This is a genomic window from Synechococcus sp. MU1625 (assembly GCF_020514205.1).
Taxonomy (GTDB): domain Bacteria; phylum Cyanobacteriota; class Cyanobacteriia; order PCC-6307; family Cyanobiaceae; genus Parasynechococcus.
Map to the genome: position 1 here is coordinate 18860 of NZ_VTLA01000001.1, position 22330 is coordinate 41189.

28 protein-coding genes and 1 tRNA gene are annotated in these 22330 nt (G+C 56.7%); 13 read left to right on the plus strand and 16 right to left on the minus strand.

The genetic code is table 11. From position 1 onward, the window contains the following. Positions 1–15: 15 nt before the first annotated feature. Positions 16–1539, minus strand: a complete 1524-nt coding sequence (gene zwf, locus FZX13_RS00125) for a glucose-6-phosphate dehydrogenase (RefSeq protein WP_226406249.1) — start codon at positions 1537–1539, stop codon at positions 16–18. A 154-nt stretch (positions 1540–1693) separates the two neighbouring features. After that, a complete protein-coding gene (locus FZX13_RS00130; protein WP_226406251.1) occupies positions 1694–2884 on the minus strand; it encodes an FAD-binding oxidoreductase in 1191 nt (396 codons plus the stop codon). Between the two features lie 161 nt (positions 2885–3045). Here FZX13_RS00130 and FZX13_RS00135 point away from each other — a divergent pair, with 161 nt between their 5' ends. After that, the gene (locus FZX13_RS00135) at positions 3046–3567 is read left to right on the plus strand and encodes an SRPBCC family protein (protein ID WP_226406252.1); all 522 of its coding nucleotides are present in this window, start codon (positions 3046–3048) and stop codon (positions 3565–3567) included. A gap of 45 nt (positions 3568–3612) precedes the next feature. On the opposite strand, the gene FZX13_RS00140 is transcribed toward FZX13_RS00135, so the two are convergent. Together FZX13_RS00140 and FZX13_RS00145 are read right to left on the minus strand one after the other, a co-directional pair. After that, a tRNA-Glu gene (locus FZX13_RS00140) sits at positions 3613–3685 on the minus strand. A gap of 47 nt (positions 3686–3732) precedes the next feature. Beyond that, on the minus strand, positions 3733–4884 hold the full coding sequence (locus FZX13_RS00145; RefSeq protein ID WP_115025285.1) for a histidine kinase: 1152 nt from the start codon (positions 4882–4884) through the stop codon (positions 3733–3735). A gap of 107 nt (positions 4885–4991) precedes the next feature. Between FZX13_RS00145 and FZX13_RS00150 the strand changes: the two genes are divergently transcribed. The 3 genes from FZX13_RS00150 to pepN all read left to right on the plus strand — a co-directional run bounded on the left by FZX13_RS00150 (position 4992) and on the right by pepN (position 8888). Beyond that, the gene (locus tag FZX13_RS00150) at positions 4992–5579 is read left to right on the plus strand and encodes a hypothetical protein (protein WP_226406253.1); all 588 of its coding nucleotides are present in this window, start codon (positions 4992–4994) and stop codon (positions 5577–5579) included. Positions 5580–5684: 105 nt separating this feature from the next. Further along, positions 5685–6095: a cAMP phosphodiesterase gene (locus FZX13_RS00155; protein WP_226406254.1), complete on the plus strand. Its 411-nt coding sequence runs from the start codon at positions 5685–5687 to the stop codon at positions 6093–6095. Positions 6096–6284: 189 nt separating this feature from the next. Continuing rightward, positions 6285–8888 carry an aminopeptidase N gene (pepN, locus tag FZX13_RS00160; protein WP_226406255.1) on the plus strand — a complete coding sequence of 868 codons (2604 nt, stop codon included), beginning with the start codon at positions 6285–6287 and terminating at the stop codon, positions 8886–8888. Here the strand turns inward: pepN and FZX13_RS00165 are convergent. Genes FZX13_RS00165 through FZX13_RS00175 form a run of 3 tightly spaced genes read right to left on the minus strand, consistent with a single transcriptional unit; the run spans position 8878 to position 9603 of the window. After that, entirely contained in the window at positions 8878–9087 is a 210-nt protein-coding gene (locus FZX13_RS00165; RefSeq protein ID WP_226406256.1) for a TFIIB-type zinc finger domain-containing protein, read from the minus strand. The two genes, pepN and FZX13_RS00165, sit on opposite strands and share 11 nt — an antisense overlap. 40 nt (positions 9088–9127) lie before the next feature. After that, positions 9128–9397: a hypothetical protein gene (locus FZX13_RS00170; RefSeq protein ID WP_226406257.1), complete on the minus strand. Its 270-nt coding sequence runs from the start codon at positions 9395–9397 to the stop codon at positions 9128–9130. An 8-nt stretch (positions 9398–9405) separates the two neighbouring features. Beyond that, complete coding sequence (locus tag FZX13_RS00175; RefSeq protein WP_226406258.1) at positions 9406–9603, minus strand: hypothetical protein; 198 nt, start codon at positions 9601–9603, stop codon at positions 9406–9408. A 19-nt stretch (positions 9604–9622) separates the two neighbouring features. Between FZX13_RS00175 and FZX13_RS00180 the strand changes: the two genes are divergently transcribed. Next, positions 9623–9916, plus strand: a complete 294-nt coding sequence (locus FZX13_RS00180) for a hypothetical protein (RefSeq protein ID WP_226406259.1) — start codon at positions 9623–9625, stop codon at positions 9914–9916. A 114-nt stretch (positions 9917–10030) separates the two neighbouring features. On the opposite strand, the gene FZX13_RS00185 is transcribed toward FZX13_RS00180, so the two are convergent. The 4 genes from FZX13_RS00185 to FZX13_RS00200 all read right to left on the minus strand — a co-directional run bounded on the left by FZX13_RS00185 (position 10031) and on the right by FZX13_RS00200 (position 12176). Then, a complete protein-coding gene (locus tag FZX13_RS00185; RefSeq protein WP_226406260.1) occupies positions 10031–10198 on the minus strand; it encodes a DUF4278 domain-containing protein in 168 nt (55 codons plus the stop codon). 215 nt (positions 10199–10413) lie between these two features. Next, the gene (locus FZX13_RS00190) at positions 10414–10785 is read right to left on the minus strand and encodes a hypothetical protein (RefSeq protein WP_115025277.1); all 372 of its coding nucleotides are present in this window, start codon (positions 10783–10785) and stop codon (positions 10414–10416) included. 476 nt (positions 10786–11261) lie between these two features. Then, the gene (locus tag FZX13_RS00195) at positions 11262–11564 is read right to left on the minus strand and encodes a ferredoxin (RefSeq protein WP_226408171.1); all 303 of its coding nucleotides are present in this window, start codon (positions 11562–11564) and stop codon (positions 11262–11264) included. A 24-nt stretch (positions 11565–11588) separates the two neighbouring features. Continuing rightward, the gene (locus tag FZX13_RS00200) at positions 11589–12176 is read right to left on the minus strand and encodes a phycobilisome rod-core linker polypeptide (protein ID WP_370630763.1); all 588 of its coding nucleotides are present in this window, start codon (positions 12174–12176) and stop codon (positions 11589–11591) included. Positions 12177–12545: 369 nt separating this feature from the next. On the opposite strand from FZX13_RS00200, the gene FZX13_RS00205 reads away from it, so the two are divergent. Both FZX13_RS00205 and FZX13_RS00210 read left to right on the plus strand, forming a co-directional pair. Beyond that, positions 12546–12842 (plus strand): hypothetical protein, encoded by a 297-nt coding sequence (locus FZX13_RS00205; protein WP_226406267.1) that lies wholly within the window; start codon positions 12546–12548, stop codon positions 12840–12842. Between the two features lie 256 nt (positions 12843–13098). Next, entirely contained in the window at positions 13099–13578 is a 480-nt protein-coding gene (locus tag FZX13_RS00210; protein ID WP_226406268.1) for a hypothetical protein, read from the plus strand. A gap of 554 nt (positions 13579–14132) precedes the next feature. On the opposite strand, the gene FZX13_RS00215 is transcribed toward FZX13_RS00210, so the two are convergent. Next, on the minus strand, positions 14133–14324 hold the full coding sequence (locus FZX13_RS00215; RefSeq protein WP_226406269.1) for a hypothetical protein: 192 nt from the start codon (positions 14322–14324) through the stop codon (positions 14133–14135). On the opposite strand from FZX13_RS00215, the gene FZX13_RS00220 reads away from it, so the two are divergent. Continuing rightward, positions 14314–15045, plus strand: coding sequence for an AhpC/TSA family protein (locus FZX13_RS00220; RefSeq protein WP_226406270.1), 732 nt, complete (start codon positions 14314–14316; stop codon positions 15043–15045). The genes FZX13_RS00215 and FZX13_RS00220 overlap by 11 nt on opposite strands. Before the next feature lie 2 nt (positions 15046–15047). On the opposite strand, the gene FZX13_RS00225 is transcribed toward FZX13_RS00220, so the two are convergent. Further along, positions 15048–15587 (minus strand): rhomboid family intramembrane serine protease, encoded by a 540-nt coding sequence (locus tag FZX13_RS00225; protein ID WP_226406271.1) that lies wholly within the window; start codon positions 15585–15587, stop codon positions 15048–15050. Between the two features lie 44 nt (positions 15588–15631). Between FZX13_RS00225 and FZX13_RS00230 the strand changes: the two genes are divergently transcribed. Then, complete coding sequence (locus tag FZX13_RS00230; RefSeq protein WP_226406272.1) at positions 15632–17167, plus strand: NAD(P)/FAD-dependent oxidoreductase; 1536 nt, start codon at positions 15632–15634, stop codon at positions 17165–17167. A 43-nt stretch (positions 17168–17210) separates the two neighbouring features. Beyond that, entirely contained in the window at positions 17211–17411 is a 201-nt protein-coding gene (locus tag FZX13_RS00235; RefSeq protein ID WP_115025271.1) for a hypothetical protein, read from the plus strand. Positions 17412–17615: 204 nt separating this feature from the next. On the opposite strand, the gene FZX13_RS00240 is transcribed toward FZX13_RS00235, so the two are convergent. Continuing rightward, positions 17616–17870 carry a DUF6737 family protein gene (locus FZX13_RS00240; protein ID WP_226406273.1) on the minus strand — a complete coding sequence of 85 codons (255 nt, stop codon included), beginning with the start codon at positions 17868–17870 and terminating at the stop codon, positions 17616–17618. Then, a complete protein-coding gene (locus tag FZX13_RS00245) occupies positions 17848–18450 on the minus strand; it encodes a PCC domain-containing protein (protein ID WP_226406274.1) in 603 nt (200 codons plus the stop codon). Before FZX13_RS00245 ends, FZX13_RS00240 begins: the two co-directional genes overlap by 23 nt. An 84-nt stretch (positions 18451–18534) precedes the next feature. On the opposite strand from FZX13_RS00245, the gene FZX13_RS00250 reads away from it, so the two are divergent. Beyond that, positions 18535–18771: a CopG family transcriptional regulator gene (locus FZX13_RS00250; RefSeq protein WP_186570334.1), complete on the plus strand. Its 237-nt coding sequence runs from the start codon at positions 18535–18537 to the stop codon at positions 18769–18771. 8 nt (positions 18772–18779) lie between these two features. Here the strand turns inward: FZX13_RS00250 and FZX13_RS00255 are convergent, their stop codons facing one another. Then, on the minus strand, positions 18780–19853 hold the full coding sequence (locus tag FZX13_RS00255; protein ID WP_226406276.1) for a transporter substrate-binding domain-containing protein: 1074 nt from the start codon (positions 19851–19853) through the stop codon (positions 18780–18782). A 356-nt stretch (positions 19854–20209) separates the two neighbouring features. Between FZX13_RS00255 and pdeM the strand changes: the two genes are divergently transcribed. Together pdeM and FZX13_RS00265 are read left to right on the plus strand one after the other, a co-directional pair. Continuing rightward, positions 20210–20884 carry a ligase-associated DNA damage response endonuclease PdeM gene (pdeM, locus tag FZX13_RS00260; RefSeq protein WP_226406282.1) on the plus strand — a complete coding sequence of 225 codons (675 nt, stop codon included), beginning with the start codon at positions 20210–20212 and terminating at the stop codon, positions 20882–20884. Next, positions 20881–22329: a hypothetical protein gene (locus tag FZX13_RS00265; protein ID WP_370630764.1), complete on the plus strand. Its 1449-nt coding sequence runs from the start codon at positions 20881–20883 to the stop codon at positions 22327–22329. The genes pdeM and FZX13_RS00265 overlap by 4 nt, the downstream gene beginning before the upstream one ends. The last annotated feature ends 1 nt before the right edge of the window (position 22330 follow it).

Consider the following 22330-nt stretch of genomic DNA (forward strand, 5'->3'; position numbering starts at 1 on the left):
TGAGAAACAGGGCAGTTATGGGCGTCGCCAGAGCAGTCCGTCTTTCGCCAGTAGGGCATCCGCTGCGGCAGGCCCCCAGGTGCGTGATTCGTAGGGATGGACCGGCAGCTGCCAGGGGCTGTCTTCAATCAGCTCCAGCAGAGGGGTGTACAGACGCCAAGCGGCTTCCACTTCATCGCTGCGGGTGAACAGGGTGGGATCGCTGAGCATGGCGTCAGCGAGGAGCCGCACATAGCCTTCATCGGAGGGTTCTCCGAACGATTTGTCATAGGAGAATTCCATGTCGATGGGGCGACTCCGCATCCCAGACCCTGGTGATTTCACCTCAAAGCGGAATTCAGCTCCTTCATCCGGCTGGATGCGCAGAATGAGCTGATTGGCGGTGGGACCTCCGGTGGCCGCATCAAAGAGATGCACCGGCGCCTCGCGGAAGGTGAGCACCACTTCACTCATGCGCTTGGCCAGGCGTTTGCCGGTGCGCACATAGAACGGAACGCCCTGCCAGCGCCAATTGTCGATGAACAGTTTCATCGCCACGTAGGTCTCGGTGGTGCTGTTGGGATCCACACCGGGTTCATGGCGATAACCAGCCAGGGGTGATTCCGCTGAACCACCGGGACCGTACTGGCCGCGGATGCAGCAGTTCCAGGGCTCGAGCTCGTCAGCGAGCCGGGCGGACTGGAGCACCTTGGCTTTTTCGTTGCGGATGGCTTCCGGATCAAAGCGACCTGGAGGTTCCATGGCGGTGATCGCCAGCATCTGTGTCAGGTGGTTCTGCACCATGTCTCTCAGGGCACCTGCCGATTCGTAGTACCCGGCTCGCTCCTCCACCCCGACGGTTTCAGCTGCGGTGATCTGAACACTGGAGATGTAATTGCGGTTCCAGATCGGCTCGAAGATCGTGTTGGCAAAGCGCAGAACCATGATGTTCTGGACGGTTTCCTTGCCCAGGTAATGGTCGATGCGAAAGATCTGGTTCTCCTGCCCACAGGTCTGGACCACACGATTGAGGGCCTGGGCACTGCCGTAGTCGCGACCGAATGGCTTCTCGATCACCACCCGGCTGCGTTTGGGATCTTTCAACAGGCCTGCGTCGGCGAGTGAGCGGCAGCCACTGCCGTAGAACTTGGGCGACACAGAGAGGTAAAACGTGCGATTACCGCGGGTGGCGCACTGTTGATCGATCTGCTCGAGCCGTCCGCCGAGCCGAACAACATCCTCAGGTTGCTGAAGGTCGACGGGCTCGTAGAAGAGTTTGCCGACGAATTGCTCCCAGGCCTGGGGGGCGTCCTTGATGGTGCTGGAGAGCGCTTCCGCCATCTTTCCGCGGAACTCCTCATCACTCCACGGCCGCCTTGCACAGCCCAGAAGGGCAAACTCACTGGGCAGTCGCCGTTGCTTGAACAGCTCGAAAAGGGCTGGAACCAGTTTGCGGTGGGTCAGATCCCCGCTCGCGCCGAAAATCACCAGACACTGCGGCGCGATCACGCGCTCCTGTCGCAGTCCAACCCGTAGGGGGTTTGTCATCGTGGCGACCATGGAGCATCCAGGCTTCTGACGCTGGTTTAGGCACGGAATTGGCAACAGACATGGACTTGCTGCTTTGTTTCCGTGTTGATCTCAGCTTTTGTTTTCAACCGAAAAAAAAAGTCCACCCCGAGGGGTGGACCGGAAACGATCTGAAGGCGATCGATCAATAGGTTTCAACGTGCCAGCGATCGGCTTTCTTCAGCTGCGGGCGCAGTTCAGACCAGTCGAGCCCCTTGGCAGCAGCAGCGGCTGTCATGGCTTCGTCGATGCCCGGCTCCATGCCGCGAAGACCACACATATAAACGTGGGTTTTGGGATCTTCGATCATGGCGAAGATCTCTTCAGCGTGCTCCAGAACACGGTCCTGGATGTACATCCGGCCGCCCTTGGCGTTCTGCTCTTCCCGACTGATCGCCTTGGTGTAGCGGAAGTTGTCGGGGTACTCCTTCTCGTAGTGGAGGAAATCCTCGTCATAGAGAAGGTTGGCTGTTTTGGGCGCGCCCATGAACAGCCAGGCTTTGCCGCGGAACTTCCACCCGTTGGTGTCTTGTTCGCGGGGCTCGAACATGCGGCGGAGATAGGTGCGCATCGGGGCGATGCCTGTGCCCGTCGCCAGCATGATCACGTTGGCCTCTTCATCGTCAGGCAGGAGCATCTCCTTGCCAACCGGTCCAGTGATTTTCACCTTGGTGCCGGGCTCGATGTCGCAGAGATAAGTGGAGCAGACCCCATAGATCTGTTCGCCGGCATCGTTCTTGTACTCGAGCTGGCGGACGCACAGGGAGACGGTGTTGCCCTCGAGGTTGTCGCCGTGGCGTGTGCTTGCGATGGAGTACAGCCGCAGCTTGTGAGGTTTGCCTTTGGCGTCTTCACCCTCGGGGATGATGCCGATGCTCTGGCCTTCGATGTACTTCAGCTGAGGATCACCACCTGCGAGATCAAAGGTGATGTGCTGAACACGACCGATCGCACCGTCCTTCAGCAGGGAGTAGTTCTCGGTCACCGTTCCCATGAACGGTGTTTTGGGCTTGTAGGTGTTGACCGGTACGTCGGCGTGGGGCTTTTTCTTCGGGGCGCTTGACGTCACGGCTTTCTTAGCGGGTTTTTTGGCGGTTTTTTGGGCAGGTGCCGGGGTGGCGGCAACGGGAGCGGCTGAATGCTCTACTTCCACACCATTCACCGAAACGATTTTGGCGCCACTGGCCCCCAATCGCTTGAAAAGTGCGGAAAACTGGTTCATAGCAACGGTGTAGGTCTGAACCACGGACGCTTGTGAGCCGACCTGGGGACCACTTGCCACAACAGTGAACAGAACCTCATTGCAATGTTCTGTCGCTGCATTGGACACCCGCATTGAAATCACCTGCTTTTTGTGGCGCGACTATAGGCGTGGCCTTCGATTTCACACAAAAAGGTTGCTCTTTGGAACAGAATTCGATGTGATTCAGGCGACCTCCTTAAGATCCCCAGGTTCGGTCTCTCGCTTCGGCGCCTCTTTTGGTTCTCCCCCAGACAATGTTTGGACGTGGGCTTCAAACCTCCAGCGATTCAGCGACTGCGATTGAGCAGACCATGGAGCGGCTGCCCCAGGGTGCGCGTCGTCTCGCTGCGGAACTGAAATCTTCGATGCCTGTTCAGCTCCTCTGGGATGTGCTGACGGATTACGAGAATTTGTCCCGGTTTATCCCCAACCTCAGCTCCAGCGAGCTGATCCAGCGCCAAGGCCAGACGGTACGGCTTCAGCAGGTGGGCAGTCAGCAGCTCCTGGGGCTTCGGTTTTCAGCCCAGGTTCAGTTGGAGTTGACGGAGTATCGCCACGACGGACTGCTGCAGTTCAGCATGGTGAAAGGTGATTTCAGGCGGTTCGAAGGTTCGTGGCAGATCCGTCAACGTCCCGACGGAAGCTCACTGCTCTACGAGCTGACGGTTCAAGGCTGCCTTGGCATGCCGATTGGTTTGATTGAAGAGCGACTGCGAGATGATCTTTCCAGCAATCTGAGCGCTGTGGTGCAGGAAGCGCAACGAAGAAGCCGCTGAAGTCGCTGCTGAACTCATCGCGAATTGAATTCGCGATGTTGTCTATACCCCCAAGGGGATTCGAACCCCTGTCGCCTCCGTGAAAGGGAGGTGTCCTAGGCCTCTAGACGATGGGGGCGAGGCCGTGATGAGCGAGCAGTCAGTGCTCCTGATCACTTGTGAACACTAGGGCTTGGTCGGACCCTCCGTCAAGACAGCCTGTCCCCATTCGACACCTTGTCCTTGCCAGATCGGCACCGTGAAGGTGAAGCAGGCTCCTTCTCCAGGGTCTGAGACAACCCAGATCTTGCCGCCGTGCACTTCGACGATGCGGCGGCAGACCGCCAGACCCACGCCGTACCCGGTGGTTTGGTCGGAGGTTTGCGGTAGACGAACCCGATCCAGAAAAATCCGCTGTTGTTCCGCTTCCGGAATACCGGGACCACTGTCACAAACACTGACCTCCACGCGCTGGCTGGTGCGGTGCAGCATGGTGAGCGAGATGTGCCCCCCATCCCCGGTGTACTTCAGGGCATTTTCCAGGAGATTCAGCAGCACCTGACGCATGCGGCGCTGGTCGGCAAAGACCTTGGGAAGATCAGCGGGGATATCAGTTTGTATTTCGACGTTTCGGCCCAACCACAATTTTTCGAGCTCGAGAATGACCTCGGCAGAAACGCTGGCAAGGTCGAGCCGTTGCGGGTTGAACAGCGTTTCCCAACGGGTGGTTCCCACTTCGAGCAAATCCTTTGACAGCGCCTCCATCTCCTGCAGGCGGCGGGTGATCACATCCTGAAAGCGATCCATGTCGATCTGTCCCAAGCGCTGGCTTTGCAGGGCTAACGCCGCTGCCGTGAGCGGTGTACGCAGTTCATGGGCCACCATGCGCAACAAGCGTTCCTGGGCATGAACGCGATCGATCAGCGTCTCGTTCTCTTGACGCAGCACCAAGAGTTGATCCTCGAGTTGGAGTTCCTTTTGGGTCCGACTGCCATCAAGTTCCGTGGGTCTGAGGCTGAGGCCGAGACCGCTCACCACCCCATCCTGTTTCCAGCGCGGCACCCACCCTTTGAGTTGCTGAAGGATGTTGCTTCCTGCAAAAACCTGTTTCGGGTTTGGAGCAAGTTTGATGAGGGCTGGCGTCACCACAAGGCGATGCAGTTCCAGAAGTTCGGGTTGGTGCGAGGGATCAGCGACCTGCAGGGTGACTTCGAAGCCCAGGTCTTCCCGTTCCAGAAACTGCACCACGGAACGAAGATCCTGGCCAGACAGGTGGTGTCGCGCTGCCACCAGCAATAGCTTCAACGGCTGATGGGTCTTGGGACCGTCCTTCACCACGCGGACTCAAGACCACAAAAACCGATGCTTACCTTATGGGTTTTTGACTGAACCGCCATCAGAGCTAAGACGATGGAGAACACTCCATGGCGTCATCGACGCGGTCCATGTCGCTTTTTTCCGCGCAAAACCGTGTTCCTCTGACCGCTCCCGCTGGAGTGGCTGTCCAGCCGACGATTCAGGTCGACAGCAGCCTGCGTCGCTGGTTCAACCGCAATTTGGGGGTCTGGCGTTCCAGACGGCAGTACACCTTCAGTGACGACCAGGTGCTGCATTTGGATATGAACCTCAAGATGGAGGCCTTCGCCCACCCCGAGGCCGGCGAGAGTCGGTACCGATTTAGCTGGTGGTCCGACCAGGAGGACCAGCATTCCGACGAATTTTTTGCACGGAAGCCTTGGTTTGAGCGCACTGGGGTGATGGAGGCCACGCTGTGGGGCCATCAGCTCCAACGAAGTCGTGGTTATCTCACTGGCGACCCTGTGAGAACCAGGATCCGGCAAGTGGATGAGCACGAAACCATTCTCGAATCCCACTATCAGCAATGGGACATCCTTGAGCACATTCGGCTTGTGGATCAGGACCGCTACCGCTATCGCGCCATTTACAGCTGGGAGAACGGTGATCTCTCCATCGTTGAGCATCATCACGAGATTCGACTTTCCGATTCCCTGCCGCTGATCGAGGACGAATAGGGGGTTCCGTTCTGCTGTTGTCCCAGTTCAACAACCGCGCCCAACCCTCGTGAAGCCTTTGCTTGGGCGGTAAGTTGCAAAAAAGTGAGCTGTCCGAGAACCAAGGTGATTCGTCGTTCGTTAGCCACCGCTGCCCTGTTGATTGCAGCTCCGTTGCTGTTTCCCGCCACGGCTCAGGCTCAGGCGTCAAAGGCCAAGCCCACCCCCGCTACGGCCATGGAAGTCAATACGTATGGGGTGATGTCGATCGCCACCTTCTGTGAGGCGAGGGCCCAGAAGATCGATTTCAGCAAGTCTCTTGCGGTTGCTCTTGCCGCTCAGTTGCATGTGATCTACGGCAAGCATGGCGGTCTGCTCCCTGGCTCCAAGACTCCTTTGCCTGAGAAGCAGTTCCTTAACAATGCTGGCTTTATGGTCGTAGGCGGCGCTTTGAAGTTCTGTCCTAAATCAGTTCCTGCCGCAGAGAAAGCACGCTTTGAGAAAGCAGCCGCGTCCTTGAAGCCCGCCAAGAAATAGGAAGAGCTCCTCTCCCGCTCTTGTAGTGACAAATATCTCGATTTTCTAGGCTATGAAAGATTCCGATCTTTGGATTGATCGATAATATTTAGCCCTACCACTGGTGGTCTAAGGGTTCAACTTTTGGCTGACGAGCCTCAGTCTTGGGTTCTGTCAGTCAGGATTGTTGAGTCCTTGCGTCGTTAGCCCATGACTGCAGCTGCTTCGATTCGTTTAGCGGACTACACGCCATGGGCCTTTGATCTTCCCGACATCGCTCTTGATGTGGATATCCAGAGCGACCATGTCGTTGTTAACTCCAGGCTCAGCCTTCAACCGCGTCGTTCCAGTGAGCCCCTCGTGTTGTGTGGCGTCGATCTGGCCATCGAATCTCTCGCGATCGACCAGACGCCTTTGAAGCCTGAGGATTACAGCTTCGCTGACGGCCTTCTGACCATCCCAGATGTTCCGACCCAGCCGTTTGTACTGGAGACCTGCTGCCGTCTGGATCCTTACTCCAACAGCTCTCTTGAGGGGTTGTATGCCAGCGGTGGTCTCCTAAGCACTCAGTGCGAGGCCGAAGGATTTCGACGCATCAGCCTGCATCCGGATCGTCCGGATGTGCTTAGTCGTTGGAGGGTGCGGATTGAGGCCAGCTGCAGCAGTTGTCCGGTGCTTCTCAGTAATGGCAATGCAATAGAGAACGAGCGCATTGGCGCTGACCGTCATGCTGTGACCTGGGACGATCCTTTCCCCAAGCCCTCTTACCTGTTCGCCCTGGTGGCCGGAGACTTGAGGGAGATTCGTGATCAGTACACAACGACGTCGGGCCGGCAGGTCACCCTGCGATTGCATGTTGAGGAGGGGGATGAACCCTTTACGGCCCATGCGATGGCGTCGCTGAAGCGATCCATGGCATGGGATGAATCTGTTTATAACCTCGAATACGACCTGGATGAATACAACATCGTTGCGGTGCGTCACTTCAACATGGGAGCGATGGAAAATAAGAGTCTGAATATCTTCAATTCAAAGCTTGTTCTCGCCGATGCGGTGACTGCAACCGATGCCGAGCTCGAACGAATCGAAAGCGTCATTGCGCACGAATATTTTCATAATTGGAGCGGAAATCGCATTACATGCAGGGATTGGTTTCAGCTCTCACTTAAAGAAGGTCTAACGGTTTTTCGTGATCAATGTTTTACTGCAGATCTGCATTCTGAAGCGGTTAAGCGCATTGAGGATGTTGCCATGTTGCGTAATACCCAATTTCGAGAAGATGCAGGCCCCACAGCGCATCCCGTGAAGCCATCGGAATACCAGGCGATCGATAACTTCTACACAACAACCATTTACGAAAAGGGCGCGGAGTTGATCCGCATGCTGCGCACCTTGCTTGGGCCAGAGCGTTTCATGAAGGGAATGGAGGTTTACATCCAACGTTTTGATGGCACGGCCGCCACAACTGAGGACTTTGTTCAGGCAATCGCCGATGGCGCCACCAGCCAGGGCGAGCCGCTTGGTTTTGATCTGGAACGCTTCAAGCGCTGGTACCACCAGGCAGGAACTCCGGAACTCAGCATTGATCGGCAGTGGAACCCTGAATCGGGTCAGTTGACGGTGGTCTTGCACCAGGCGACGGCTCCGACGCCGGGGCAAGTGGACAAGCAGCCCCTGGTGCTGCCGGTTGCCATGGCCCTGGTGGGTGAGCGAGGTCGTGTTGGTGAAGAGCAGCTGCTCGTGATGGAGGCTGAGCGAGCCAGCATCACCCTGCAGGGCCAGCCCGGTGACAACGCCCCTGCCCTATCCGTGCTGCGGCGGTTCTCGGCGCCGGTCCATGTGCGGTTGGATCAGTCGCTGGAGGAGTGCCTGCAGCTGTTGTCTTCCGATGATGACCCCTTCTGCCGTTGGGATGCGGCTCAGCGTTTGGCACGTCAGGTGCTTCTGGCACGGGCTGAAAACCAGCCGAAACGTGCCGTGGAGGAGGCTCTGATTCAGGCTCTGGATCAGAGGATCTCCGCTTACGACGGTGGTGATGGCATGGACCTGGCGGCGCTGCTTGCACTTCCAGGAATGGCAGAACTGGAGGCATTGCAATCGCCAGTGGATCCTCTTTCGCTGGATCAGGCGTTCCGGGAGTGGACCCAGGAGATGGGTGTTCGATTGCAGTCGTCCCTGCGACGACTCCTGGACTTGGCGCGGGCTGACTGGGCCATGGCTTGGCCAGCCGGTCAGGGCGGCCGTGCACTGACGGCTTTGGCTTGGCGCTGGCTTGCAGCTGCTGGGGACGCAATGGTTCAGGCTGAGGCACTGGCGGCGGTCTCCGGGCCTTCGATGACCCTCGCGCGGGGAGCACTGCGCGCGTTGCTTCCGCTCGACAGTGCTGAGCGTGAGCAGGCGATGGCCTTGTTTTACGACCGTTGGAAGGACAAACCCGTGATCCTTGACGCTTGGTTTGCGATGGAAGCGTCGGCCCCCAGGTCGAATGCTCTGGAGCGGGTTCAGCAGCTTTTGGAGCACCCACGCTTCGATCCGCTCGCTCCCAATTCCTTGCGCGCCGTCCTGGGCGGATTCACGGCCAATGTGCAGGCATTTCATGCCGCCGATGGCAGTGGCTATCGGTTCATGGCTGAGCAAATCGCAGCGGTTGATTCCCGGAATCCGATCACAGCTTCACGGATGGCCAAGGTGTTCAGCCGCTGCAACAGTTACGGATCCGACCGCCAGAAGGTGATGCGTCAGGCCATCGAACAGCTGGCGTCAGAGCCCCTATCTGCAAACACGGCCGAGGTTGTTCAGTTGCTCATGACGTGATCACCACAAGCACGATGATCGCCAGCAGCAGGATGACCAGCCAGAACTTTCTGTTGCTGCGCCGACTGCTCAGCGGCGTTGGGCGCGTGGGTCGGCTCCCTGCCGCAAGACCGCAGTTCTGACAGACCAGCCGTCCGGCCATGGATCGATCGGCACGAAACCGACGGCTTCCGCAGTTTTGGCAGATGGTGACGGCCAAGGTCTCTCAATCATCGTTCCACCAGCTTGCCTGGCATCAGTTAGTCCCGTTCCCAGCCTTCGCAGCCTGCTTTGGAGCGCTGGCGCTTCGTGCGTCGATAGCTCTCGTTCTGTTGGGCAAGAGCTTCGCTCGCAACAGCAACAGCTTTGCTGTCACTGCTTTCAGCGATGATCGCTCGATTGATTGCCATGGCGTTGCCCAGGCGATTCAGCACCTGATCCATCAGCTGGCACTCATCGAATGCGGCGCGTCCCGCGGCCGGTACTCCAAGCAGCAGCAAGGCCAAACACGGAGCAAGCAAGCCTTTCATTGATCAGCTCAGGGGCTGTAAGTGATGGTGCACTGATAGCGGCTGCTGAATCCCACATCAATGCTTTTGCAGGTTGTGTCGGTGATCGTTGCCCCTTTTGGGACCACGCGCATGGCCTCTGCGGTGGCGAACTGCTCTGAGGGGCCCTGGGCTGTGGCCCGATTCCCGCCTGCGAGAGCCGTGGAGCCCCAAAGGATTGTGGCCATCAACAGAGCCGTATGTCGCATGACGGGAGTCAGAAGTAGTGATGTCTTCGGTTTAGACAAAACGCGTTTGTGCGACAGCTGTGGTGGCATTAGCAACGGCCACGGCACCAGCGCTGACCCTGATGTCTCGGTTCAGTTTTGGATTCCGTGTCTTGATTCGCTTCGGGGACTGGCGGTGGGGGCAGAAGCGCTGCTGGCTGGATGGGAAGACGTCGCGATCCCCATGCCGCGTCAAAGGGAACCACCACGAGGGGAATCGGTTCCGCACTCCGCACCGGCAAGACCAATGCCCATGACGCGACAAGGGCTGTGATCAGAAATCTCATCCCGCCATTTTTGCTGATGCTTGATCTTCTTGCCGTAGTTTCTGCTGCCCCATCAGGGCTGAGGCCGGCGGCGACAGGGCAGGGGTGGAACCTGAGCCTGTTCAGGCCTTGGAATAGGAGACGCCGCGATAAGTCAGAACAACGGAATTGCGAACCAAATTGCCTTGATCGGCTCGATAGGATTTACCCATGTATTTGAGTTGGATTGTTGGCCTGGTAGTTGCTTTCTCTGACTTTGCATATTTGTTGCCCAAGAAGGTGAGTTCCATGGCTTGATAGGGAGTGAATAAAAATGTTTTCAAGTTCTACATCGTTGCTGTAGGCCCGCAAGGTTCCACTGGATACTTCGTTCTTTAGCCATTGTTAAAATGGCCTCGGCTTGATACAGGCGCCGTCGTCTGGCCTTGGCCTGACAGGGGAAAGGGGTTATTGCTTGTTATCGACTGTCGTCTCAGTTGTCGTGAAAAGCGCGAGGTATTGGCGATTATTTCTCTTTGCTGCACCGTTGGCATGCAGAAATTCTGTCTTTGTGATGCTCTGGCAATGTTAACCGAAAAGGGTCAACATCAAATTCATAACCACATGTGCATCTTGCGTGAAATCTCAGCTTTTTTGATTTTGTGAGTCGTTTTAAGAGGGTGATCTCTCCATAGATTTGCTCTGGCTTGAACCGATCAAGCTTGATACGTTCTTCGGGTGCATTTTTGATTCGTGCCTTATGCAGTGCGTTGCGCACTGAGTTTTCGCTGCCTTTGCCAAGGATCTTGGGGATCTGGAGAATCGATCGACCTTCCTTCAGATACAGACGCTTGATCTCCTCGATCTCTGCACTGGTGAAGCCAGACTTTTTGCCCACCTGCTTTCTCCCTTTATTTTGATTCTCTCAGGGCGTGTGCAAGGCAAGGTCTGATGGAACCCTTCCGCTCAATCTGACGCCTTGCCAATGAGAGGTCTGGGAGTCAGACCAGCAGGATTCACTGAAGGCGAGTTAAGCCACAACATGGCTGCGGCTCATATGGTCGCTGCTTTCGCCTCATCGGAACAGCATTGAACCGATAGCCGGGTGATGGTGTTGTTGGAGGGTCCACACCTCCATCCATTGGCCCCTGCATGGTCATTGGGCGCTGAGTGTCAGCGATCTTTCCCACGCCGACACCGCATGCACAGCCTGGCTCCTCTTTTGAAGGGGAGGAGTCAGATCAGCGTTTCTCACTGGTGCTGAGCAACTCCGCCAGCCTGTTTAAAGCATTTGGGCTCACTAGCCAACCTTTACCGACCAGCTACGGGCAGTCGTAACCGGAAGCATTAAGCGTTGAAATAAACATCAGCTCTTCAGTTGAGGTCTTCAAAATCGACCCAATGAATGCAATCGACAGGACAGGTGTCAATCGCTTCCTGGATTCGATCAATTGAATCACCGTCTTGGCGAATCGCACGACAGCGACCTGTTTCTGGAACCATCACAAAAGTATTGGACGCTACATGTGCGCAATAACGGCAGCCAATGCAGTCAACTTCCTCAACCCAAACTGCTTTGTCGCGAAGTCCTCCGCCTAAAGATGGTTCGGATCCCGTACGAAGCTGCCCAGGATGTGATGAAAAAGCTGCATCAACCGGATTCCTTTCTATGTACATCTGTATCAAGCTTCCATAAAAATTTCAGCGAATCGTAAACATCTGGCTGAAGATTAAAAGCACCAAGTAAAGGCTTCCAGCGCCACCAACAATTAAGAAAAGAAGCCAAAGCTTGAGAAGACGACCCTTTGGCTTTTCGTAAATCAGACGGGATACCGTCATTGGACGACTAATTTTATTGAAAGCATCTATAGACAACATCAACCCATCACGAATCAAGCGCTCGCGCCAACTCTCTCCATAGCGGGGAAGGCGCTGATAGATGGGCATCTCACCCTGAGGACGGCCTGGCAAGCTTCGATTAACTTGTTCAGGTATCTCATCATTGCCAAATCTCTCAAAATACTCAGGAGAGGCAAGAACAGCATCAACAAATCCTGAAAATCCCTGCTCAGCAATAACAATAGACCAAGACCTCTTTTCGTCTGAGCCATAAACAGGACGGCCCAAAACTCGCCCTACAACCTGCTCGACAATTCGCTCATTATTGTTGCATGCAACATATCCATTGTAAAAACGCTCTGAGAGGAGCAAGCCCCTTACGAAATCCCTTACTGTGATGCTTCCAGACTTAAATTGCGATTCCAGAAAAGGATCGCGATCAAAAGACATCGCATGAAAAAAAATCTGGCGGTAGCACTTCCCGATTATTTCAGATGCTAATTCTGCCGATAGATCTGATCGACGCTTAGGTAAGCGACCTGATATAGCGTCAACCCGGGAGTTTTGGCTTGATAGATTGAATCGTAAACGAGCCCTGGAAGAAAGGGAGGCCAATTAACCTGGAAATTCTTTAATGTAAGAATTGCATCCAAAGAATAAGAGGCAAGACAATAAGTGACAGCAAAATGAAGGATCAAAACATTTGCCCTGCAAAAAAGAGTCTAAACTTTGACCATTTGATACTTGCCCATAGTGCGTTTTGAAATCCTAAAACGCTTTTATCGTGCAGTATTGCAATTGTATTTGCTTGAATGAAACGTGGCTCTAAGTGGATTTGAAATTGCCATGGGTGGTATTGCTTCGATCCCTGTGGTCGGCGGACTGGTCTTGCTGGGTTATAAATCATTTGGTGAAAGCGCTCTGGATACAAGCAAGCTGAAACCCAAAAAGAAGCCACCAGTTAAACAGGAAAAAGCGGTCAAACAAGAAAAATCTGTATCTGATAAAAAATCATCTGCAACAAAGAGTGAGACTTCAGAGGGCCAAAAGAAGCCGTCCGCAACTGTGAAAGAACAGTCTGCTTCGGCCGATCAGTCAGCTGCAACAAAGAAATAGGCTTTCATTTCAAGTAAAAGAAGCCTGAAATTACTATAGAAACTTCAATACCAGGCCAAATGCCGTGGTTGGCAATGAAATTGCTTCCCGGTAATTAAATGGCCCGTGAGTAAGCATTAAGTAATAATCAATCAAATCCAGTCGAGTTTAGTTTTTTTTATGTGGTGCTTTAGGGGCATTTCCCCGAATGATTCGTATAGGGTTAACCAAGCTGCCCTTTCTGAGTAGCAAATTTATGTGCATATTGCATCCATTCTTGGCCGTCTTCGCCAAAAATCATCACAGGAATGAAAGATATATCAGCGCGACTGCGATCAAAATAATAACCGCTCAAAAAATCAATGGTCAGAATATGGTTTTTACTTCAATGGACTATCTAAACCTCCTTGTATGCATTCCAGTAATCTTTTGGATCGCGATTGGTATTCGCGCGCATAGTAATTGGATACAGTCTGTTTTTGTGGCCGAGAGTAAAAAAATTAAGCAGCAATCGCAAATGATTAGTGAGTTTGGCTACGGCTCGCTAAATAGTCGTGACAAGCTTGTGGCCAAGAAGGGTTTGGTCTTCGCCTATTGGGAGGGATCTCGTCAAGATCAAAAGCCGACGGCACAGTTGGAATCGCTGCAAAGCCCGGCAATTTTCCAATTAGTTAATTTTAGTTTGGTGGCTGGAACCTCAATTTGTCTGTTAATGATTCTGAGCAAAGGCCTGTTCGCTAGTCTTGGACTTATTTGATGGCTTATTGCCTTTGGCATAGATCTTTACTCCTTGTAGATTTTCTTTTGTACCCATAGTGCAATTGGCTCTCCTTGAATTGAATCGCTGCGCTGATACTTGCCAGTGCAGCGATATTGCTGTGTCTCATATGGTCAATGCCTTTGAGTGATTGTAACTTTGTAGCAACTTTGTTTAAAGGTATTGTGTGCGCGCAGGTTTCCGCTGCAGGGAATCTCTATTCAATAGTTTGTTTATTCATCATTGAATGGAGCAAAAGTTGATTGTTTTATTTTAGGGGAGTAGTGGTTTGGCCTCACCTCGCTGTGGTTGTGCAATGACGACCACATCCCACTGCTTTGACATTTATAAATTCAAGTTGATGAGTTCGATTTAATCACGCTGTTTCGAAGACGAGTCATCTGGCGTTGAAAACGCGTTCGAATCGGACCAGTGTGATCTGGAGTGATGACCTTGGTTGATTCTCGTGTCTCTGATGCGCGAATGAGACGAATCGATTGCGAACAGACTGGTTCAACCCGTTTCACCTAATTGATGCATTCATTCAGCACAAATCACAGCTCTTTTCGTTGAATTGCCATGCCTTCAATGCTTGGCGGATCTGGAATGGTTTGCTGTCTCTTGAACACCCCCGCCTGCTGCGGGAGGGAATGGTGCTGAACACAATGCTCGCCGATGTTTGCCACGCTGCCGTTGACAACAGCCCTTTTTGTCAACCGGGCTGTCACCACGGCAATGATCCCCATTCAGCCACTCCTTGATCGTCTCGCTGAAATCCCAGGCATGGAGCGCGGCAGCAAGCGTCTTGTTGTTGTGCTCGGCCAGCTGGGTGACTTCGACTCGATCGAATATGCCCAGGCGTTGGTACCGCGGCTTCCCCAGTTGGCGGCGGTCGGGATCAAGGTTCAGTTGTTCGGCATTGGCAACGCTGCTGGCGCTGAGCGCTTCTCTGCCTTCACGGGGTTTCCCCTGCAGCAGCTGATCGTGGATTCTTCACCGGTGTTGCATCACTCCCTTGGCTTGGAGTCCGGGCTGCATCTGCCTGGTGGGCCATGGCCTGGTTTTCTGCTGATGTGTGCCGGTGTGGGTTCTCCAGGCACTCTGCGTGAGGTGCTGCGTGGTTACACCGGTGATCGCTCAGCTGCCCAGATCTTCGATGACGAGGAGTGGATCGAGGCGTTTCCTCTGCCACGCTTTCGTGGAGGTCTGTTCCGCCGGGCCGGTGGTGATGGCTTTCAGCGACCTTTTGAGCTTGCGACCAAGCGTCTGCGCAACATGAACGAAGTGCTCCGGCACTGGCGCACCTATGTGCCTTGCGATGACTACATCACCCAGCGCGGTGCCACGGTGCTGCTTGATGCTGACGACAGCGTGATTTACAGCCATCGCGATCAAAGTCTGCTGGGTTATTCCGCCACCATGCACCGCCCCCTGGCGTTTCTCGATGCTGTCTTGTCTCACCCCTGACCTCAATCGGCGGAGGGCTCGCAATACACCGCTAGGGCCGCCACCAATCCACCGATGAAGCCTGCACTGTGGCCGATCCAGCTCACGCCGGCGGGTGAAACGCCGGGGATCAAGGCGATCAGGGCTGAGCCGTAGAGCCAAAACGCCACAAGCCCCAGGACGATGGACAGGATGCGACGTTCAAGCCAGCCGATCAGCAGCAGGTAGCCCAGGAGCCCATAGACCACACCGGAGAGTCCATGACTCCGTGTAGGCCAGAACAGGGCGACCGGAATGTTGATCACCAGCACGGACAGCCAGACGCTCAGGTAATCGCGCATTCCCCTGCTGAGGACCAGCCAGCTCAGGGGCAGAAAGGCCAGGCTGTTAGAGATGAGATGTCCAAAACCAGCGTGACTGATGGGGGAGGTCAGGACCCCCCACCAGGGTTGATCCGGTCCCATCGGCAGATTCCACTGCCCCGAAAAAATCAGCTGGTCGATCAGCTCCTGCCCCCAGGCCACCGCCAGGATTAGCAAGGGAAGCAGCAGTCGACCGCGCATCGTCTTGCGCCAATGACCACAATGATGACGCGAAAGCTGGGCAGATGATCAGAAGCGACGTCGACGTTCTGGTGATCGGCAGCGGCATTGGCGGACTTTGTGCCGCAGGCTTGATTGCCCGCGCTGGCCGCGAGGTGCTGGTGCTGGAAGCACACCACCAACCCGGTGGGGCCGCCCATGGATTTCAGCGCCAGGGCTATCACTTTGAATCCGGTCCTTCCCTCTGGAGTGGTTTGGGTCGCTGGCCCAGCAGCAATCCATTGGCTCAGGTCCTGCGTGCGTTAGGGCAAACCTTGGAGGTGATCCCTTACCGAACTTGGGATGTGCTCTTGCCGGAAGGTGATCTGCGCATCGCTGTAGGGCATGACGACTTTGAAGGCGTGGTTCGCGGCTTGCGGGGTCCCGAGGTGGCCGCTGAATGGCGGCGTTTTGTCGAAGCCCTTCGGCCGATTGCTGCCGCCGCCGATGCCCTGCCCCTGCTGGCCCTGCGCCCCGGGGTGGATGGCATGGCGCAATTGCTGAAGCGCGGCGGGCGCTTGTTGCCGCACCTCACGGCGATGCGCCATCTCTCCGGTTCCTTCGGCCCCCTGGTGGATCGTCACCTCAGCGATCCCTTCCTGCGCCATTGGGTGGATCTCCTCTCCTTCCTGATCAGTGGCATGCCGATGGGAGACACCAATGCGGCTGCCATGGCCACGCTGTTCGGCGAGTGGTTCGAACCGGAGGCCCATCTCGACTACCCCGTTGGTGGAAGTGCTGCGGTGGTTGAGGCCTTGGTGCGTGGATTGAAGGCCCATGGGGGCAACTTGCACACGGGTGTGGCTGTGCAACAGCTGCAGGTGGAGGGGGATCGCGTCGTGGGTGCGACGCTGGCGGATGGAACGTCGATCGCGGCGCGGCAGATGATCTGCAATGCCGATATCTGGTCCACCCTTGCGCTGCTGCCGGACTCCGTCGCGCCGAAGTGGCAGCGTCAACGCCAGGCGACGCCGGCCTGCAATGGCTTTCTACATCTGCATTTGGGCTTTGATGCCACGGGGCTGGAGGATCTGCCGATCCACACCGTCTGGGTTGATGACTGGGAGCGTGGGATCGACGCCGAACGCAATGCCGTGGTGTTGTCCATCCCGTCGGTGTTGGATCCTTCCATGGCTCCGCCGGGTCGCCATGTGCTGCATGCCTACACCCCGGCCAGCGAGCCGTGGGAGCTCTGGGCTGATCTGGAGCGCGACAGTGCGGCGTATCAGCGGATGAAACAGGAGCGATGCGCTGTGTTCTGGCGCGTGCTGGAACGACGTATCCCCGACATTCGCGACCGCTGCGAGTTGATCATGGAGGGAACGCCGCTGACCCACAGCCATTTCCTCAATGTGCATCAAGGCAGTTATGGCCCTGCGCTTTCAGCCGCTGAAGGGTTGTTCCCTGGGGTGTCGACGCCCCTTGCCAATTTCTGGCTTTGTGGGGCCAGCACCTTCCCCGGCATAGGAATCCCTCCCGTCGCGGCGAGTGGTGCCATGGCGGCCCATGCCGTTCTCGGTCGGGAGACGCAGAACCGTCTGCTGCGAGAGCTGGAGCTTTGAAACAGCTGCGTCATAACCTCCCTTCGGAACGTCCTCTCAGTCCATGAATTCCAACGCTCGGATTGATTCGCTTCAGCTGATGCTGACCGATCTGCGCATGCGCAACGAGCCGATCCGTCACAAGGCGGCGTTTCGTGGCTGCCAACCGGAATTCCAGGCGTTGGTCAGCCGTTTAATTGAACAGCTGGAGGGAGAACTGCTCGAGGAGAAGCAGCGTTCCCGCGCAGCGTCACGCCAGGCGTGACGGCCTCCGGTGTGCCCTCTTAGGGGGAAGCGGCTGAGGACGTCCTTGTCCTGCGAGGGCTAATAGGACCCCTGTTTCAGTTCAAAAATCACGCTTTCTGCGTCTAGGGCCACCAGGGTGTGGAACTGATCTTCTGCGTCCTCAAAGCCTCTGCGGCAACCCGTGCGAACAGCTGCTGGTCGGTGCAGCGAAAGGCTGAAGACGTCATCCGTGCGGTTCCGCAGCGGATCGGTAGGCGGCGGGGACGAGCACCAGAAACAGCAGCCACCAGGCCAACACGCCCAGGGCCAGGGGAAGGCTGATCCACAGGCGATGCAGGAGTCCCCAGGACCCGCCAACCACCAGCACCCCTGTGGAGACGATGGACCAAGGCTGGCACCACCAGGGTTTCAGAGACCAGAACGGCCGCTGCTCCGGGGGTGGCTGTCCCGGCGGTTCAGCGGAGGGCGTCGAGTTCACCGGCGGCTTGCATGGCGGCGAGGTTGTCGTAGCCACCAATCACGGATCCGTCGATGAACACCTGGGGGAAGGTGGTCATTCCACTGCGTTGTTGCACGGCCTGGAAGGCTGCGTCGTCGTTGACGGTGGTGACGGTGTGCGGCAGGTCCAGGGTTCTCAGGATGCGTAGGGCACGGCTGCACCAGGGGCATCCGGGAAGAACGGCGATCTCCAGCCGTGGTGTCGAGGATTGCGGCGCAGGGCTGCCTTCGCGTTGCTCAAGCACACCAATGAGCAGGTCGACGCCTTTCTGCACGATGGTCCCTGGCTCCAGGTGGCCTCCCCAGACCTGGCAGGCCCCATCCGACAGGCTCAGGTGCAGATGAACGCCCTCCGGGGAGAAGGTTCCATTGAGGGTGATGACTTCGAGGTCGCCCTCCAGCACTGTGGGGTCGGCCTGGCCGGGGCATTGAAACGACGCCTTTGTGAGGTTGCCGACCACGCCGAGAACAAAGCCGCTGATGCCGTCCCGCTGGGCTAGCTCTTCAAGGCTGAGGCGCAGATCACTGCCGGGAGCAAGCTTCAGCGGCAGGGAACGCATGGCGCCTCAAAACGGTGCTCAAGATTACGCAATCCTGTTTCGCACGATATTGTGCTTGTATTGGGTTGATATGTTCACGTTATCGTGCCCCTCCTTCAAGACCTGGTTCAGGAGTTGCAGCAGCGGATCGAGGGTCAGGCCATGGCCCCAAGCACGGCTGCGGTGGCGGATGCGGCTGGTTCGGAGCGCATCAATGTCACCCTGCCTCGTGGGGTGATGGATGATCTCAAGCGGCATGCACTCGCCGAGGGACGCAGTTGTGGAAATTTGGCCGCCTATCTGCTGGAAGAGGCCCTGCGTCGTCATCGTCCGCTGGGATAAGCAAAGGATCAATCAAGAAACTTGTTGGCGATGTTCTCCGCCTCGCCACTTTGTTGAAGCTTCAAAATCGACACCCCCATGGGCGTCCGCAGCGGGCTCGTTGGCTTGAGCACGAATCCGTAGGTTTCGTCCGACACGTTGAATGGTGCCAAACGCACCGCAAGATCCGGGTTGTTTTTGAGGTGATAGCGGATGGAGTGTCGATCGAAGATCAAGGCATCGGCCTTGCGTGACACCACCAACTGAACGGCGCTGTCGAGGTTGGGAGCTGGGACAACGCGCATCTCCCGGTTTTCCGCTATTTCCATTCCATCGGTGCCTTCAACGACGGCGACCCGTCGGTTGCTGAGCTGTTGAGGACTGTCGATCGCTGTTTCTGTTGCGCCTGAGAGAAACAACGTGAACGCCGACGCGAGGCTGGCGGTCAGGGAGGACACCGCAATCAGCGAGATCACCATCCAGGCTCCCGTGATGCCACGGCCGGTGCGCGTTACGGGCGCTTTGTCGCCATAGCCCACCGTCGTCAAGGTCACCAGGGCAAACCACATGCCGCTGCTGATGCCGGGAAGCCAGTCGCGGGGAAACTGTTCACTGTTCTTCTGCCGCTCGGCCATCCAGATCAGGCTGCCAACCACCAACAGCACGCTGATCAGCACCAAAACCGAGGAGATCACGGCCCAGCCGAAGAACACCTGAACGCGACTGAATATGGAGGGTGTTTTGAGGGGAAGAAGGATGCCCTCCTTGCTCAGGAAGTAGGGCTGGGTGAAGTCAATCCCTGGGATGGCAAGTCGGCGGGAGGTGATGCTGATCGGGCCGACGAGCACGTCGATGCTTCCGTCGTCCACCGCTTCAATGCCGGCTTTGGGCGTCGGTTGCTGAATCAGCTTGTAGCTGATGTTGTTGTCTTCGGCGACGCGCCTCCAGATTTCGAGGCTGATGCCGCTGAAGTGACTTCCGTCCTTGATCACGAAAGGAGGTGAGCCACTGATCCCAACCTTCAGCTGCTCGGCCTGCGCAGGAACTGCGCTGCTGATGCAGGCGAGCGCTAGTACAAAGGACCAGCGTCGAAGGGTTGGCATCAGCGCTGTTCCAATCGACGCACGATCACGGCCATTGCAGCCAGGGAACCCGCTAGCGCGATCAGCAGGGCAATGGTCATCGAAGGCTTAACGGTGGAGTGGTGCAGTCAGATTGGCATCTCTGGCTCCGAGTATCCAGTCGGCGACTTCCATCCTCAGGGCATAAGCACATTCGTAACGGCCCGCCTCTTCCAGAACCCTTAGCCGTTGTTCGAGTGTTCGAAGAGTTGAAATCGCGAGCTGGTGTGGACCCTCGCTTCGCGCCACAATGAGTCTCCTGGAGGTCTCCAAAGCTTGAGGCACGACGTCGGGAATCAGATGCAGCCAGCGCTACAGATCCGACATCTGAACCATTCATGACCCCATTGGAGTGGTCCTGGGGCAAGAGCTCCCTGACGTTTTTGCCCCAACGGGCGTTATGGCGGGCTGAGGGTCGTGAGCTGTTCGTGGCCGATCTGCATCTCGGCAAAGCCGAGGTGTTCCAGGCCCATGGGGTCCCCATCCCCAGTGACGGTGATCAAGGAACCCTGAATCCACTGCTGGCCCTGTGTCACGCCTGGTCGCCTGAGCGATTGTTTGTTCTGGGTGATTTGGTGCACGCCCGGATTGGCATCACAGCTCCGCTACGGGACACGTTGTTGGCACTGCCTGATCTCTGTGGTTGTCCGGTTGTGCTGATCGGTGGGAACCATGATTGCGGCAGCTGGATTGAAGGCATGCCCCAGCAGCCATCACAGCGGCTTGGCAATCTCTGGTTAAGTCATGCCCCTGAACGGGTTCCGGAGCCAGGTTTGTTGAATGTGTGTGGCCATTTGCATCCCATGACCCGGCTTCGCAGCCGTTCTGATCAGTTGCGTTTGCCCTGCTTCGCCTTTGATCCGGATGGTCCGCGTCTTGTGATTCCCGCGTTCGGACAGTTGACGGGAGGCCATGACTGCGGCGACCGTTACCGGCAATGGCTGGTTGCTGACGGCTCCATCATTCCTTGGTTCGAACAACTCCCCCACCACCGAGAGCGAAGGATCGCGTGACTCAGCCTGCTGAGTTGCTGACCGGACCCAAGCGGAGCAGGCAGCTCCGCAAGAGATGGCTGCTGCTGGCGATGCCGTTTGTGGTTTTCGGCGGCTTGATCGCTCTGGCGCCTGTCGCTCCCCAGCGCTCCGATCGCGGAGCCCGGGATGTCAGCCCTGCTCAACAAAAACGGCTGGATGCTGAGCCTTTCCGCTACATCCCAGACGACGAGGTCTACGCCCTAGATCTCGATCCAAGACGGGTGCGGTTCGGGTTGCTGGAGGGCTGGGATCGTGAACAGGACGCTTACGAGGACAGCGCTGCTCTGGCCTATGTCTCAGGCCCCATGTATGAGCGCCATGTGGACAATGCTGGCCGTGAGATCACTGTGCCTCTAGGCGATCTCAAATTCGGGAAAAAGGTCTGGCGTGGGCGGAACCGCACGGCCTCACGGCAGCGTGCCTATGTCGGCATCCGCCATGACGGCAGCATTGATTTCGGCTATGGGGAGCTGACTGATACCCGCAGCCAGACCTACGACACCTTCATCGGTGGCCTCCACAGTCTCTACAACGACCTCGAGGCGCCGCCCGAGAGCTACAAGGGGGCTTACAGCATCAGCATGGGCCAGCGAATCCGTTACTACCTCCCGCGGATCCGCATGGTGATGGGACTGCGGCAGGACGGTCGCATGGAAGTGTTGATGAGCCGTGACGGTCTGACCCTCGAACAGAGCAAGGAGCTGGCCCATCGCAGGGGCTACCTCGCGGCTTACATGCCGGATCATGCGTCGAAGAGTCGGTTCATCATTCCTGGGGTCAAAGGATTCACCGAAGAGGACGCCAACTGGATCAGTGGTGGGGCGACCAGTTTTGTGCATGTGCCCTACATGCTGCGGTTGAGCCCGCGCCAGATCCCTCTGCAGGGCAGCCTAATCGCTGGTCTGACGCCAAAACTGGTGATGGATGAGGCCTGCAATGGCCCGGTCGAATGTGTGTCGTCCTTCGGTAACCATCTCGCTGATCGCGCCCTGGCGGGGTTGAACAGGGTGATGGAACAGGGTGTCGAACCCTTGGCCAGGATGATTTGGGGACCATCAACCCCCATCAAGCCTGGTGCCCCTGCCGATGCCGGCGACGCTGGGGTTGATGTGGATCGCGCTCCTTTGCGGGAACCCCCCATTACGGCGGATCCGTTGGTCTTGCGGGAGCAGCCTGCCTTGATTCGGGAGCTGGAACCTGCCGAGCCCGATCCGGATGACAGTTGGATCGAGCCGCAGCCTTTCGCGCCGTTACCCCCCGATCTGCCGCCGCCGATCGTCCTCGATGAGCCCACGGCCAATCCCGCAGAGGTTCTCCTGGCGGAGCCTGCGGATGCACTGACCTCTGATCTCCTTCAGGAGGCGCCGCCGCCACCTGATCTACCGCCCCTCCCGCCGGTGCCCCTATCGGTTGAGCAGGATTGAG

What these genes read in the sequence shown, in the direction of transcription:
- pdeM (WP_226406282.1), top strand. Translation starts at nt 20,210, where the DNA reads ATGACCCCATTGGAGTGGTCCTGGGGCAAGAGCTCCCTGACGTTTTTG.
- FZX13_RS00150 (WP_226406253.1), top strand. Translation starts at nt 4,992, where the DNA reads ATGTCGCTTTTTTCCGCGCAAAACCGTGTTCCTCTGACCGCTCCCGCT.
- FZX13_RS00220 (WP_226406270.1), top strand. Translation starts at nt 14,314, where the DNA reads ATGATCCCCATTCAGCCACTCCTTGATCGTCTCGCTGAAATCCCAGGC.
- FZX13_RS00195 (WP_226408171.1), bottom strand. Translation starts at nt 11,564, where the DNA reads ATGTACATAGAAAGGAATCCGGTTGATGCAGCTTTTTCATCACATCCT.
- FZX13_RS00200 (WP_370630763.1), bottom strand. Translation starts at nt 12,176, where the DNA reads ATGTCTTTTGATCGCGATCCTTTTCTGGAATCGCAATTTAAGTCTGGA.
- FZX13_RS00230 (WP_226406272.1), top strand. Translation starts at nt 15,632, where the DNA reads ATGATCAGAAGCGACGTCGACGTTCTGGTGATCGGCAGCGGCATTGGC.
- FZX13_RS00245 (WP_226406274.1), bottom strand. Translation starts at nt 18,450, where the DNA reads ATGCGTTCCCTGCCGCTGAAGCTTGCTCCCGGCAGTGATCTGCGCCTC.
- FZX13_RS00235 (WP_115025271.1), top strand. Translation starts at nt 17,211, where the DNA reads ATGAATTCCAACGCTCGGATTGATTCGCTTCAGCTGATGCTGACCGAT.
- FZX13_RS00255 (WP_226406276.1), bottom strand. Translation starts at nt 19,853, where the DNA reads ATGCCAACCCTTCGACGCTGGTCCTTTGTACTAGCGCTCGCCTGCATC.
- pepN (WP_226406255.1), top strand. Translation starts at nt 6,285, where the DNA reads ATGACTGCAGCTGCTTCGATTCGTTTAGCGGACTACACGCCATGGGCC.
- FZX13_RS00180 (WP_226406259.1), top strand. Translation starts at nt 9,623, where the DNA reads ATGACGGGAGTCAGAAGTAGTGATGTCTTCGGTTTAGACAAAACGCGT.
- zwf (WP_226406249.1), bottom strand. Translation starts at nt 1,539, where the DNA reads ATGGTCGCCACGATGACAAACCCCCTACGGGTTGGACTGCGACAGGAG.
- FZX13_RS00225 (WP_226406271.1), bottom strand. Translation starts at nt 15,587, where the DNA reads ATGCGCGGTCGACTGCTGCTTCCCTTGCTAATCCTGGCGGTGGCCTGG.
- FZX13_RS00215 (WP_226406269.1), bottom strand. Translation starts at nt 14,324, where the DNA reads ATGGGGATCATTGCCGTGGTGACAGCCCGGTTGACAAAAAGGGCTGTT.
- FZX13_RS00185 (WP_226406260.1), bottom strand. Translation starts at nt 10,198, where the DNA reads ATGGAACTCACCTTCTTGGGCAACAAATATGCAAAGTCAGAGAAAGCA.
- FZX13_RS00170 (WP_226406257.1), bottom strand. Translation starts at nt 9,397, where the DNA reads ATGAAAGGCTTGCTTGCTCCGTGTTTGGCCTTGCTGCTGCTTGGAGTA.
- FZX13_RS00130 (WP_226406251.1), bottom strand. Translation starts at nt 2,884, where the DNA reads ATGCGGGTGTCCAATGCAGCGACAGAACATTGCAATGAGGTTCTGTTC.
- FZX13_RS00135 (WP_226406252.1), top strand. Translation starts at nt 3,046, where the DNA reads ATGTTTGGACGTGGGCTTCAAACCTCCAGCGATTCAGCGACTGCGATT.
- FZX13_RS00175 (WP_226406258.1), bottom strand. Translation starts at nt 9,603, where the DNA reads ATGGCCACAATCCTTTGGGGCTCCACGGCTCTCGCAGGCGGGAATCGG.